Here is a 12,799-nt window from a genome sequence, read left to right as displayed (position 1 = left end):
TTTGAATACTTTTCGATAAGGCTCAAAAACCATATAGCTCTTCAGTTTTAGAGGAATCAATAATTTTTCTGCACGCGTATTAAACCTTCAATATTTTTATTCAATCTCCTGAGCTCATAAAGTAAAGAATCCTTTTGTTCGGTATTTGCTAACTTTTCGATCATTTCGTTGATGATATCAGTAAATGAATCTGAAATATCTTTTACATCATTGATTGTCATTTTAATTATTGCTCCGGGTTCCAATAATTCCTTTTCCGTGCCCAATTCAATTCCAATCCCAGTATTCCCTAAAAGGTTTGAATTTTTGATATAGAATTTTGAATTTACGGGGATTTCAACCTCGTTGTTGTCGATCTTACAAATTAAATTTACAGTTCCATTTTCAGCCAAATCCAATTGAGTAACTTGCCCTATTTCAAACCCATTTATCGCTAATTTCGATGCTGTAGTGAATCCTTCGGCATCGGGAGTATTTACAATTATTGTCCGCCCATTCTGGTCGCAGGAAGTCAATAGAATTAGAAAAGCTAAAACCCCAAATAGATTTTTCATGATTGATTACGATTCGTTATCACGCTTCTAATATACACTTTTATCTGCCTAGAATTCTGGCTACAATCTCTTTTAGAATTAATTTTATCCATATTGTTTTTTACGAAATAAATATGTTCTTTCCAGGGCAAAGGGTAATTTTGTAGTATTCTTTCAAAATTGAGGGTTATGAATACGGAAATACGACATTTTTTACGCGATCTCTTTATGGAATGGGGGATGTCTGAGAACATCGCCAATTACCTTAATCTGTTCCTGTTGTTTGTTGCTGCCCTCCTTTTGGTGCTATTGTTGGACTTTGTCGTATGGAAAATACTTAGGGCGCTTTCCTTTAGATTGGCGAAAAGGACAAAGACCGATTTCGATAACTTTTTGGTGAATAATAAGGCCCCGCGTTATTTGGCACATGTTTTTCCGCTTCTGGCCATTTTTGAGTTTATCCCGATTGTCTTTGTAGACTTCCCCTATATTGGGGGGATTATATTGAAATTGGCGCAGATCGTTGCCGTGATTGTTACCCTTCAAATTGCTAAAAGCCTATTGAGAAGTATTCATGATTACCTAAAGACGAAACAACGGTATAAGGATAAACCTATTGACAGCTACATTCAGGTATTTATGATTTTTGCATGGATTACTGGAATTTTGGCGGTATTTGCTATAGTGACCAATATTAGCATTTGGAAATTCTTTACAGGCCTAGGTGCAGCTTCTGCGGTCATCCTATTGATATTTAAAGATTCTATATTAGGATTGGTGGCCAGTATACAGATCAGTATCAATGATATGGTGCGTATAGGAGATTGGATCACCTTTCAAAAATATGGAGCCGATGGGGATGTTATTGAAATTAATTTGGCTACGGTGAAGGTGCAGAATTTTGATATGACCATTACCACGATTCCTACCTATGCCCTGATTTCCGACTCCTTTAAGAACTGGCGGGGAATGAACCAATCTGGCGGAAGGCGAATAAAGCGTTCGCTCATCATCAAGCAACGCAATATTAAGTTTTTGAAACAAGAGGATATCGAGGCCTTGAAAAAAATTGAGTTACTTGCGCCTTATCTGGATACCCGGAGCAACAAGATCATCGCCTACAATACAGAAAACAATATTGATAAGGAGATCTTGATCAACGGGAAAAATCTGACCAATATTGGGGTGTTTCGTAAATATGTGGAATCCTATCTGGAAAATCACAGTGCGCTCAACAAAGATATGACCATGATGACACGACAATTAAGTCCAACACCGCAAGGAATTCCTTTGGAAATATATGCCTTCAGTGCAGATAAGCGATGGCAAAACTATGAGTACATTCTGGCAGATATCTTTGATCATTTGTTGGCAGCAGTACCCTATTTTGATTTGGAGATATTTGAGCTGCCTTCATCCATTCCTGCCCGATAAGCATTGCTGAGGTCTTGCCTTCCAAATACACTTGTTTTTCAACCGTATAGAAACTTATGGACTCTTTGATCCGTTAGACTTTAAGTTTGCCAATTAATTGCAATTCCCTATCCCTTGTAAGGCCTAGGCTTATCTCATTGGTCCCAAATGCTAAGGCAGCACCATTGTCCGTGTACCATCCCATACAGTCTTCCAAAGTCTTGTGAACTGGTGTGAATTTAAATCCGCTTTGAAGCAATTTTACATTGTTTATTTGCATAAATCCGTCTTCGGACAAGGGCGTCCATAAAGGCAGATCGCTAAATGCAGATACTTTATTTGCCCTTAAGAAATCCTCACTTGCCCATATCAGTTCGGTTTTAGAGTTAAACTGTTCTTTTGCAAGTACAAGAAAATCCTTCCAGGTCAATACATTCTCTTGCGGCCCCAAACAATTATATGCCCCTTGAAATTTGTTTTCAGCGGCCATAACAGCGAATCTTCCCACATCGGCCACATCAATAAACTGTAAATGATCCAAACCAGAACCCGGAGCAATAATGGAATCATCGCGATTCAATTTTATGCACCAATACAGTAAATCCATAGCGGGATCTCTCCATCCTTTAATGGCACCAGCACGGATTATGGTATGATTATGCTCAAAACGCGCTTTAACAAATAACTCAGCAGCTAGCTTCTCTTCCGGATACCCCCATTCACTTCTTTCTAGGTCAAGATCAACAAGCTTATATTCTTCATTTAGCCCTACTTGATCAAAATCATGATATACTGCGATGCTCGAAATAAAAACATAGTGCTTTGTATGTTTCATCAATGCCATAGTGGCTTCATTGACCAATTTTGATTTTTGCGGCCAGACATCAATGACAACATCCCACTGCTCTTTAGTCAAAGGATCATAAGATGCTATGCCTTTTTCGCGGTCTCCCTTGATTAAATTTAAATTTGGAAATAGCGTTGGATTGGTAATCCCTCTATTAAATAAGGTGACAGCATGATGGTGTTGCAAGGCAGCTTGTACAATCGCCGGTCCAAGAAAATAAGTGCCGCCTAAAACAAGTATTTTCAACGTATCTGTTGAGGAACTGCAGGAAAATACCGTACCCATGCTAACAAGCATGCTTGCCGCGGCTGAATTTTTTATAAACTTTCGTCTTTCCATTTTGGTACAACTTTAAGGGTCTTTAAGGTGGAGTATGCACATTGCTATATGAGGGTTTTGTAACTATTTTAAAATCAATAATTTAAATATTTAAAAATGGAATTAAAAATTATTTTTCTTAAATAAAACCTTATATTTTCGAGCCCTATGCTTGCAGTAAGGGTTCAGGTATTGTTCAATCCTTTCAATATATTCAGGAGAAATCCTATTCGTTAACCAGTGACCTTAACCCCAATTTGAATACAGGCCATAGTGCTCGTCAAAATCTAATATTTAAGTATTTCTTTTCCATTAATACATGACTTCATGAACTCAATTGTTGAGGATACAAACATTAATGAATTATCTTAGGATTTTGGTCTCATTCAGTTTAGTGGAACCTATAAAAAATAGCGGCATCCTTCCTTTGCATATCGTGCTTGAAAAATAGGATTGCTAAGAAATAGAAACGCGTCAAGGAAAAACGAACCCGATATTTTTAAATTGAGAACCTAGAGAGTTTTAAAAACCATTTGATGTATAGGTACGTAGAATCACAAATGAAACATGAAAGGCTGATCCATATTAAAAATATGAACATTGTTTTTTAGTTTTATAAAACAAAAGCAGTATTGTGAATTAGAATTGTAGACATGAAAATAATTGAGTTCATCTATTTGTTTAGTGCTTTTCATGGATTATTCTTAATCTCCATCCTATTTGTATACAAAAAAACCAAGAATGTTTTTCTTTCATTAATGATCTTGATTTTTTCATATTTTTTGATCGAGAACGTGTTTTTTTTGAATGGTTATATTCGGCAGGCACCTCATTTATATTTGACTTCATCCCATTTAAATTTTCTGATTCCAGCGTTGTTCTATCACTTTATATGTTTTAGCATCAATCCCAATCACAGACTTAAACCTATCCATCTTTTTCACCTGACCCCTTTTATTTATGAACTGATTATTTTAATCCCTTTTTATTTAAGCAATTCTGCATATAAGATTACTGTTTATGAGCGAAATTTAGAAGTGGACGTTGTTCCTGATTTCATGATTGAATTTTGGGTGGGATTTCTATTGTATATGGGATTTGGGTTTTGGTTCTTTAAAACCGCTTTCTTGAAACTAAAAAATCTCCAACCTGTAGGAGTAAAAGATAAACTAAAGAATAAATGGTTAATGAAATTCACCATTGCCTTGATTATCTACTTAATTGCACGGGTCATTTTCACCTTTATCGCTTACTTTGTGACATCCTTGGCCTTTTTTAATGTTCATTTTAAAATATTGGGATTGATTGTAATCATACATGGTCTTGCATATCTGGTATTCTTATTTCCAGAAATCATTCAGAATGCGCCCCCCAAAAAAGAATCGTATAAATTTTCCAAAATAAAGAAGGAAGATGCCAATCTCCTTAAGGAAAGATTGTTGGAACTATTGACAAATAAAAAACTATTCTTGGCGCATGACCTTGCTCCGGAGCAGGTGGCATTGGAATTGGGAATTACAAAAGATAAACTTTCGCAATTACTATCCAACACCTTAAACACTAATTTTTACGGTTTAATAAACTCTTATCGTATAGAAGAAGCCAAGAGGTTACTAGATTCCGAAGCCTATGAAAGGGCAAAAATTATTCATATTGCGTACGATAGTGGTTTTTCCAATAAGTCATCTTTTTTAAGAAATTTTAAAAAACGAACGGGACAAACTCCAAGTGAATACCGATCGTGAAAGCCGGCATAAAGAAATGAGGTTTGATTATTGCCGCTTCAAAATTTCCTTTTCCGAACTGCCTTTTGAGCCGAAATCGCATTCCATAGTTAAAATAGGTTCTTTTATAGTCTTCTTGCCACTACAAGAACGCATAGAAAGTAGTATTGCCAATACTACAATGGCCTTCTTCGTTAACTTTTCTTATTGTGATGATGGAACCCCATTCCTTCCGCTTTGACCTAATTTTTGGTTGGTTTATTCAATTTATATCGGATGAACAATTCGTTTCCAATGGTCAATTCTTTGTCCTTCTTGAATCCCAGGCGCAAGAACCCTTTAATGCGTGTTCTTGAAGGAGGAAATAATACAGTCACAGAGGACAAGTCCATTTCATTAAAGGCGATATCGATGATTTTTTTGTATAAGGTTTTTCCCATACCCCAATAATCCGGATGTAATACCAAAGCCAGATCTACTTCTCCGTCTTCGAGCTGCAATCCGCCCCAACCCCCAAATTGCCCATCTATGATAAAGGCCCAAGGGCCATAACCATATTCCAGCCAAAGTTGTTCTTTGGAAGCGATAAAATTATCACAATGAGTTTCACTGAAATGCCCTTTCAATAAAGGCATCTGCCTTCTTACTAAGGGGTGGTTCATTAAATCTATAATTGCTGATTTTTCAATTTCAGACAGCTTCTTAAATGTAATACTCATGTACTTTTGGTTCGCTGTAAAAATAATATTAATGCTTTAAAGTACATATTTTTACCTAATGTGCTTAGGGTGAATTCCATACGCACATCAAAACCATTGGGTGAAGATGCTCCAATTTCGTTTACGTAAAGGTTGGAGGCTTTTGGTAATTTTAGTTTTTAGGAAGGACCACATTTTATGCTTTTCGTAACTTAGATCCATTGATCCTTTGATGATGGGATTGGATGTAATTATAATCAGCAATGAAGACAGAGGCCTATTTTAAGGAAAAAATAAAGGAGCTTAGGGCAGCACTTTATACAGATATCTATCAACTTGCGACTATGTTTATGGAAGGGGGCGAGGCATGCTTTATGTATCCCCATAAGGGAGAGCAAATATTATTTTATAAGGCGACAACAGATACATTGGAATATCAGGAAGTGGCCGATATTTTAATGGATCAAAAAGGAATCTGTATTTACCCCAAATCCCATGATTTTTTACCCTATCCTTTAACATCGGTGATTCATATTCACGATTTGATGACGCTAAGAGCAATTGTCGAGGGAGATTGTCCTAGGTTTGCCCTATATCAGGAGATAAAGGCACTCGCAATACAATTAAAAGGGGAAAGAAACTCATATAGCCCTCAAATGCCGGTTGAAACGATGAGAATATCGTTTTTACGTACTTCTTTGGATCAATTTGAAAAGGAGGCGGTAAAGAATATTATCGTGCAGGATCAAGATGTTTTTATCTATCCCGTATCGGATGACTTTAAGCCGCATTCTTTATCACGGGTTGCCAATATTCCCGATTTGGAACTTTTAAAAACCTTTCTTAAACAAGAAACATAAACTTCCGTGCCGGTATTATAACCCTAAACCACTCATTTTATCTTTTTCATAACGGCTATCTTCAGCAGGATATCTCAGGGATTGCTGATATTTTCCAGATTGTTTGGCCAATGCATAGATCAAACTTTCTCCTGCAAAATCAGATTTCGGCGATGTCTTGAAAAGATCATCCTGAAAAGCATCCGCTGCGTTAATAACATTCCAACCTTTTTCTTTGAATGCCGCAATTAAGTCGCCCAGAAATAAAGCAGAGGTTAAATTGTGATGAAGGAGCAGGGTATGGGGGATATGCCTTCCGTTGATTTCATAAGAAAGCTTTTCATAATACTGGGCCCGTTCCAGAATATGCCCGATATAGAAGTCCTTATACTTTGTAATTTCGGCATTTTTGAAACCTACTTTCTTAATTCTTCCTATAAGTCGTTGGTTAACGTACCAATCCGATGCATCTATGGTGACATAACCATTGGTATAGTTGTTTTGCGCAAGAATATTGCGGATACTGTCCACTTTCGTTTTATGTTGCCCTTCCTTTAAATAAGGAAAGCGAAAAAGTGGTATTGCATTGCTGTATTTAGAAATAATGGCATCTGTTTTTTTTAATTCAATTTCAAAAAGAGAGGCAGTGTTTTTTGGGGAATTGAAATTGGGATGAGAGTAGGAATGATTGGCAATTTTATGTCCTTTCGCATTCCAGCTTTCCAATAGAAATTGCCCTTTTTTGTCTAATTTGTTCCTTCCTGTTACAAAAAATACGGCCTTTAGCTGTTCTTTTTCTAAGTGCGATAGTATCCTACTATTCCATTCCTCAAACGGGAAATCCAGAATATCAGAAGTATTCCCGTCATCAAATGTAAAACTCACTGTAGGTTGCACTATTGTTGCTTTCTTTGGTACTTTCGTTTCTTTTTCTATCTGCCTTTCCGTAGATTCTTTACATCCTACAAAAAGTATGAGCAATGGAAAAAATAAGCGTTGAATTGATTTCATAGGGGCCTTTAAATTGGTATTTATGCTAAAAAAGAGTCCAGGGCATTCCAATACTCTATCTAAGATACATTTTTATGTCATTGTGGTAGTCAAGTGAATAACTTCTTTTATTTCCTCAAAAAATCTTGGCTTGATTTACAGGACTTAAATCATTATCTTAAAAAAATAGAAATCACTAAAGTAAAGAATCCCAATGCTGAAGGCACACTATAATACTAGGCGCATGCTGTTTTTTCTTATTGTTATCATGACACTATCTATTGTATTTGAAACTTTTCAGCAACAATACTATTTGATCAGGTTTGATTTGGCTCCGGAAGTACGGTTTTTTGAACTTTTAAAAAATCAAAGCTACCGCTGGGTCATATGGGCATTTTTAGCGACACCATTGGTGGTGTATACGTGGAAAAGAAAGGAAACCATACACTTGGGAAAGACCATTTTTCAGTATGGCGTTTTGATCGTATTTCTAGTAATTTTAAATATACTTTTAATTTCAGGAATCTCCTGGTACCTTTCGGGAACTCCATTTCATGGCCCTTCATTTTTTGAAGATTATATGATCTTCTTTGCCTTTCAAAAAGCACCACTGTTTATTTTGGGCTATATTGCTATTTCCTGTATTTTGTTTTTGTATCGAGAGAATAAGGCGCTTTCGGTTAGCATCGAGAGATTGGGGGATTTAAAAAAAATCAACAAGCAACTGTATGCCAAATTGCGGGAAGAATCCCATGACCAGGAAAAAATATTGACCATTAAAATTGGAAACCGATACAAAGCAGTCACCATCAATGACATTCAGTATATTGAAGCGGATGATTATTGCGTGAAAATTATTTGCTCAGGAGATAAAGCCTACGTCATGCGAATATCGCTAAAAGCTTTGGAGCAAAAACTGCCAGATCACTTCATAAGGGTCCACAGGAAACATATTGTGAACGCACAGCTCGTTGCTGAGTTTAACGTAAAAGAAAGGGTGTTGAAATTGAAGAATGGGAAAGCACTTTCCGTATCCAAAAACAAAATGTCCGCCTTACGCACATTCTATTCTAAAACACCAGTGGATTTGGCACCTTAATTCGCAGCATTTTTAGTACGGTTTACTGCATTTTCCTTGTTTCCTGCCCCAATTAAAGGTCTATTTGAGGAAATCAAATAAAAGCAAGATGAAAAAAGTAATAGGTTTCCTGATACTCGGTATGGTTGGTTTTACAGGCTTTGCCCAGTACGAATATGAGCCATCTGTAGAACATCCATATGGACTGCCAAACCCAAAAGCAGCCAGATCGGTTCAGGATTATCAGCAGTTGATTGGGTTATGCCAATGTAGCTCCGTAAGTAGAAAACAAGATCAGACTTGGGCAGAGCCGGTAGAAATGCTATGGAAATTCAAATATATTATGAATGGCATGGCCGTGCAGGATGAAACCCTAAAGGCAGACGGACGACATTCTGGAAGTATACGGCAATTTAATGAAGCCGATGGCAGTTGGTATGTACACTACTATAGTTCAACGGTAGCCTCTCCCCAATTAACAGCATGGAAAGGAGGCATGAAAGAGGGACAAATGATATTGTACAGTGAACAAAAAGCTCCTAATGGAATGGATGGCTTTTTTAAGATTGCCTTTTCCAATATCTCCGATAAAGGCTTCGACTGGCTTGGGGCCTGGGTCAATAAAGACGAAAGCATTGTATACCCCACTTGGAAAATCCAATGTAAAAAACTGCAAAATAAATAAGTCCGATTTTTCTAGGATTTGGATTGATCCCGTTTAAACGCCATCGGATTCATATGCTTGATTGCCTTGAATTGTCGGTTAAAATTAGAGATACTATTGAATCCTGATTTGTCCGCTATTTGGGAAATAGTAAATCCCTTATCAGACTGTAACAATTTACAGGCATTTTCAATGCGCAATTCATTTAAAAATGTAAAATAGGTTTTGTTGGTACGTTTTTTAAAATACTTACAAAATGCATTTTTAGTCATCGCTGCCATGGTGGCAATGTTTTCTAGTGTAATCTCATTATGAAAATTGTTCATGGTGTATTCCATAACGTCCCGCATGCGTTTACCTTCAATATCATTGTATTTTTTGTCGTAAATAAAAGAAGACAAGCTTTCATAGGTTTGCTTAGAGATTACATTTAATATTTCAAATAATAAAATGAACTGGGAGAGCTTGGTAGCATCTTTTAATCTATAGAATAAGAGTTCTAAATTATTTTCATGGGTTTTCACTTTAAAACCATATGCGGCTCTCTTAAAGAATCGATCTAATTCCTTTAAATCTTCCAGTTTAAAAAAGTCTTTCCCAAAAGCATCCTCCGTGAAAAATAAGGTGAGCATATGGGACTGCCCCGTTTTTTTTACATCGCTCTTAAAAACATGGGGGAGATTGCTGCCTATGACAAGAACATCTCCAGTTTTGTAATAATTTATGGTGTCGCCAACAATTAAGGTGCCTTCTCCTTCAATGATCAAACTAATTTGGATTTCCTTATGCTGATGGAATTTATCGTAAAAAATAAGCTCATGATCTTCCTGGAAGACCAGTGCTGCTTGCTCTGGTTTAGGGATGATAAAAGGGAGTACTTTCATGATGGGTTCCTTTTTTTGCTATGCTATTTATTTGATGATAATGTATTCAAAATAAGCAAATACTATTCATTTAATATATTAAAATAAAATTATGGGATAATATAATACCATAAATGGATAAAAAGAGCGTACTGAAATTGAACCATCTAGAAGTACCTTTATAAAAAATTTAAATATGGCTTTACGATGGGAAGGCATTATGCCTGCAGTGACTACAAAATTTAAAGATGATGATACTTTAGATTTTCAAATGTTTGAACGTAATATCAATGCACAACTCGATGCGGGAGTACACGGTATTGTACTTGGTGGAACCTTAGGAGAGGCAAGTACGCTGAGCGACGATGAGAAGCGCCTGCTTACAAAAAATACCATAACAATGGTCAATGGTCGCGTGCCCGTATTAATGAATATAGCAGAACAAACCACCAAAGGAGCTATAGCGGCTGCCCAAAAGGCAGAAGAAGATGGGGCAGAAGGTTTAATGATGTTGCCGCCCATGCGCTATAATGCAGGGGATAGGGAGACGGTAACATACTTTAAGACGGTGGCTAACAGTACTTCCTTGCCCATAATGGTATATAATAACCCAGTGGATTATAAAATTAAAGTGACCTTGGATATGTTTCAGGAACTCTTGGAATGCGATAATATTGAGGCGGTCAAGGAATCTACAAGAGATATTTCGAACGTAACCCGGATTAAAAATCGATTTGGTGATCGCTTAAAAATTTTGACCGGAGTAGATACGCTGGCCTTGGAAAGTCTTTTAATGGGAGCCGATGGTTGGGTTGCAGGTTTGGTTTGTGCCTTTCCTCGGGAAACAGTGGCCATTTACGAGCTGCAAAAAGCGGGAAGAATCAAAGAGGCCTTGGAAATATATCGATGGTTTTTACCCTTATTGGAATTGGATATCAATCCCAAATTGGTGCAAAATATAAAATTAGCTGAAGTAGCTACTGGAATTGGTACAGAAAATGTCCGTGCGCCCAGACTTCCTTTATATGGGGAAGAAAGAGCGCATGTGCAAAGAATTATTGACGAAGGAATGAAAAGCAGGCCTGTACTTCCGGAGTATAAAAACCTAAGTGCCGTTTTAGAGTAGTAATCTGTTGGAGATGGGATAGGGAATCCGGAAAAAAACATCTTGTCAATAGCTAAAAAGAAGGAATACACTCACTTAAAAAGAATCTACTAAAATGATTACAGGAAAGAATTATATCGGCAATCAATTAATGGCTCAAGGAACCAAAACATACACAACCTTCAATCCTCAATTGAATATGGAAAATGAAAATGTGTTTGTTGAGGCCATACCTGATGAGATTGATCGAGCAGTGCAATTGGCTGCTACTGCTTTTAAAGAATACAGCACAGTTTCCGGGATGCGGAAAGCAGCGTTTTTAAATGCTATAGCAGATGAAATAGAAGCGCTAGGCGATGAGCTGATCAACACCTATATTGCTGAAAGTGGACTTCCTTCTGGAAGGGCAAAGGGAGAGCGTGGTAGAACTTTAGGGCAATTGCGTGCTTTTGCGGCCCATATTAGTGAAGGTTCTTGGGTGGAAGCTAGTATAGATACCGCACAACCCGAACGAAAACCCCTGCCTAAAGTGGATCTGCGTAAAATGTTGGTGCCCATAGGTCCCATTGTAGTATTTGGCGCTTCTAATTTTCCTTTGGCATTTTCAACAGCAGGAGGAGATACGGCTTCAGCCTTGGCTGCAGGTTGTCCCGTGATTGTAAAATCGCATCCAATGCATGCCGGAACCGGAGAGTTGGTAGCTTCTGCGATTATTAAGGCGGCAAATAAAACAGGTATGCCTAATGGAGTTTTCTCCAATATCAATAGCAGCGGAATAGAAGTTGGACAGCAATTGGTGTTGCATCCTAAAGTAAAAGGTGTTGGTTTTACGGGAAGTTTAAAAGGTGGAAGGGCATTGTTTGATTTGGCATCCCAACGACCGGAACCCATTCCGGTTTTTGCAGAGATGGGAAGTATTAATCCGGTGGTATTGTTGCCAGAAGCTTTGAAAGAGGAGGGAGGTCATTGGGCCAAAACCTATGCGGGATCCATAACTTTGGGGGCTGGTCAGTTTTGTACCAACCCTGGGTTGATATTGGGGATTAAAGGAGCGGAGTTATCAAAATTCATTACCGTATTACGGGATGAAATAGCAACTATAGCCCCTTCTTGCATGTTGCATCCCAATATCAATACCGCCTACAGCACAAACAAAGAAAAAGCAATGGCCCATGCGACATTGGATGTTGTTATGGATTACGAAAAAGAAGTGCAATCCAACTATGCCAAACAGGCCATTACCAAGGTTTCCGGCGAAAGTTTCATCCAAAATAAAACACTACATCAAGAAGTATTCGGACCCTTTTCAATGATTGTGGAATGTGATGATATTGCACAGTTGGAAAAAGTGATCGATCATCTGGAAGGACAACTTACAGGGACCATCCTTGGAAGTACTACAGATTTTGGGAATAACGCAGGGATCATTTCAGCTTTACAGCAAAAAGTAGGACGTCTTATTTTTAACGGAGTGCCTACTGGCGTGGAAGTATGTCCTTCCATGTTACATGGAGGCCCGTATCCGGCAACTTCGGATGCCAGATTTACCTCTGTAGGAGTAGATGCTATAAAGCGTTGGGTACGCCCATGCAGTTATCAAAATTGTCCCAATGCCCTATTGCCAGATGAACTTAAGAATGAAAATCCATTGAATATTTTGAGACAAGTGAATCAGATCAAGACCCCCATTAAAATTTAAAGCGAGAAAAGATGAATCCTATAAAGTA

12 protein-coding genes are annotated in these 12,799 nt (G+C 37.6%); 7 read left to right on the top strand and 5 right to left on the bottom strand.

Annotated elements, in window-relative coordinates:
- Positions 1 to 56: 56 nt before the first annotated feature.
- Positions 57 to 554 (bottom strand): MlaD family protein, encoded by a 498-nt coding sequence (locus tag ACEXOE_RS04395; protein WP_394747513.1) that lies wholly within the window; start codon positions 552 to 554, stop codon positions 57 to 59.
- 168 nt (positions 555 to 722) lie between these two features.
- On the opposite strand from ACEXOE_RS04395, the gene ACEXOE_RS04390 reads away from it, so the two are divergent.
- Positions 723 to 1,967, top strand: a complete 1,245-nt coding sequence (locus ACEXOE_RS04390) for a mechanosensitive ion channel family protein (protein ID WP_394747512.1) — start codon at positions 723 to 725, stop codon at positions 1,965 to 1,967.
- 73 nt (positions 1,968 to 2,040) lie between these two features.
- Here ACEXOE_RS04390 and ACEXOE_RS04385 read toward each other — a convergent pair whose 3' ends face one another.
- Complete coding sequence (locus ACEXOE_RS04385; protein WP_394747511.1) at positions 2,041 to 3,132, bottom strand: NAD-dependent epimerase/dehydratase family protein; 1,092 nt, start codon at positions 3,130 to 3,132, stop codon at positions 2,041 to 2,043.
- Positions 3,133 to 4,238: 1,106 nt separating this feature from the next.
- Here ACEXOE_RS04385 and ACEXOE_RS04380 point away from each other — a divergent pair.
- Positions 4,239 to 4,856, top strand: coding sequence for a helix-turn-helix domain-containing protein (locus ACEXOE_RS04380; protein WP_394747510.1), 618 nt, complete (start codon positions 4,239 to 4,241; stop codon positions 4,854 to 4,856).
- A gap of 221 nt (positions 4,857 to 5,077) precedes the next feature.
- On the opposite strand, the gene ACEXOE_RS04375 is transcribed toward ACEXOE_RS04380, so the two are convergent.
- Positions 5,078 to 5,554 (bottom strand): GNAT family N-acetyltransferase, encoded by a 477-nt coding sequence (locus ACEXOE_RS04375; protein WP_394747509.1) that lies wholly within the window; start codon positions 5,552 to 5,554, stop codon positions 5,078 to 5,080.
- A gap of 242 nt (positions 5,555 to 5,796) precedes the next feature.
- Between ACEXOE_RS04375 and ACEXOE_RS04370 the strand changes: the two genes are divergently transcribed.
- On the top strand, positions 5,797 to 6,393 hold the full coding sequence (locus tag ACEXOE_RS04370; RefSeq protein WP_394747508.1) for a hypothetical protein: 597 nt from the start codon (positions 5,797 to 5,799) through the stop codon (positions 6,391 to 6,393).
- A gap of 15 nt (positions 6,394 to 6,408) precedes the next feature.
- On the opposite strand, the gene ACEXOE_RS04365 is transcribed toward ACEXOE_RS04370, so the two are convergent.
- Positions 6,409 to 7,383 carry a polysaccharide deacetylase family protein gene (locus tag ACEXOE_RS04365; protein WP_394747507.1) on the bottom strand — a complete coding sequence of 325 codons (975 nt, stop codon included), beginning with the start codon at positions 7,381 to 7,383 and terminating at the stop codon, positions 6,409 to 6,411.
- A 223-nt stretch (positions 7,384 to 7,606) separates the two neighbouring features.
- On the opposite strand from ACEXOE_RS04365, the gene ACEXOE_RS04360 reads away from it, so the two are divergent.
- On the top strand, positions 7,607 to 8,461 hold the full coding sequence (locus tag ACEXOE_RS04360) for a LytR/AlgR family response regulator transcription factor (RefSeq protein WP_394747506.1): 855 nt from the start codon (positions 7,607 to 7,609) through the stop codon (positions 8,459 to 8,461).
- A gap of 88 nt (positions 8,462 to 8,549) precedes the next feature.
- Positions 8,550 to 9,125, top strand: a complete 576-nt coding sequence (locus ACEXOE_RS04355; RefSeq protein WP_394747505.1) for a hypothetical protein — start codon at positions 8,550 to 8,552, stop codon at positions 9,123 to 9,125.
- Positions 9,126 to 9,136: 11 nt separating this feature from the next.
- On the opposite strand, the gene ACEXOE_RS04350 is transcribed toward ACEXOE_RS04355, so the two are convergent.
- The gene (locus ACEXOE_RS04350) at positions 9,137 to 9,988 is read right to left on the bottom strand and encodes an AraC family transcriptional regulator (protein WP_394747504.1); all 852 of its coding nucleotides are present in this window, start codon (positions 9,986 to 9,988) and stop codon (positions 9,137 to 9,139) included.
- A 175-nt stretch (positions 9,989 to 10,163) separates the two neighbouring features.
- On the opposite strand from ACEXOE_RS04350, the gene ACEXOE_RS04345 reads away from it, so the two are divergent.
- Together ACEXOE_RS04345 and ACEXOE_RS04340 are read left to right on the top strand one after the other, a co-directional pair.
- Positions 10,164 to 11,093 (top strand): dihydrodipicolinate synthase family protein, encoded by a 930-nt coding sequence (locus tag ACEXOE_RS04345; RefSeq protein ID WP_394747503.1) that lies wholly within the window; start codon positions 10,164 to 10,166, stop codon positions 11,091 to 11,093.
- 94 nt (positions 11,094 to 11,187) lie between these two features.
- Positions 11,188 to 12,771, top strand: coding sequence for an aldehyde dehydrogenase (NADP(+)) (locus ACEXOE_RS04340; RefSeq protein WP_394747502.1), 1,584 nt, complete (start codon positions 11,188 to 11,190; stop codon positions 12,769 to 12,771).
- Positions 12,772 to 12,799: the final 28 nt, after the last annotated feature.

Origin of the sequence: Spongiimicrobium salis, assembly GCF_043678055.1 — a bacterium.
GTDB classification, from domain to species: Bacteria; Bacteroidota; Bacteroidia; order Flavobacteriales; family Flavobacteriaceae; genus Spongiimicrobium; species Spongiimicrobium salis.
Note: the sequence above shows the minus strand (reverse complement) of the source record. Positions and strands in the feature narration are given on the sequence as shown.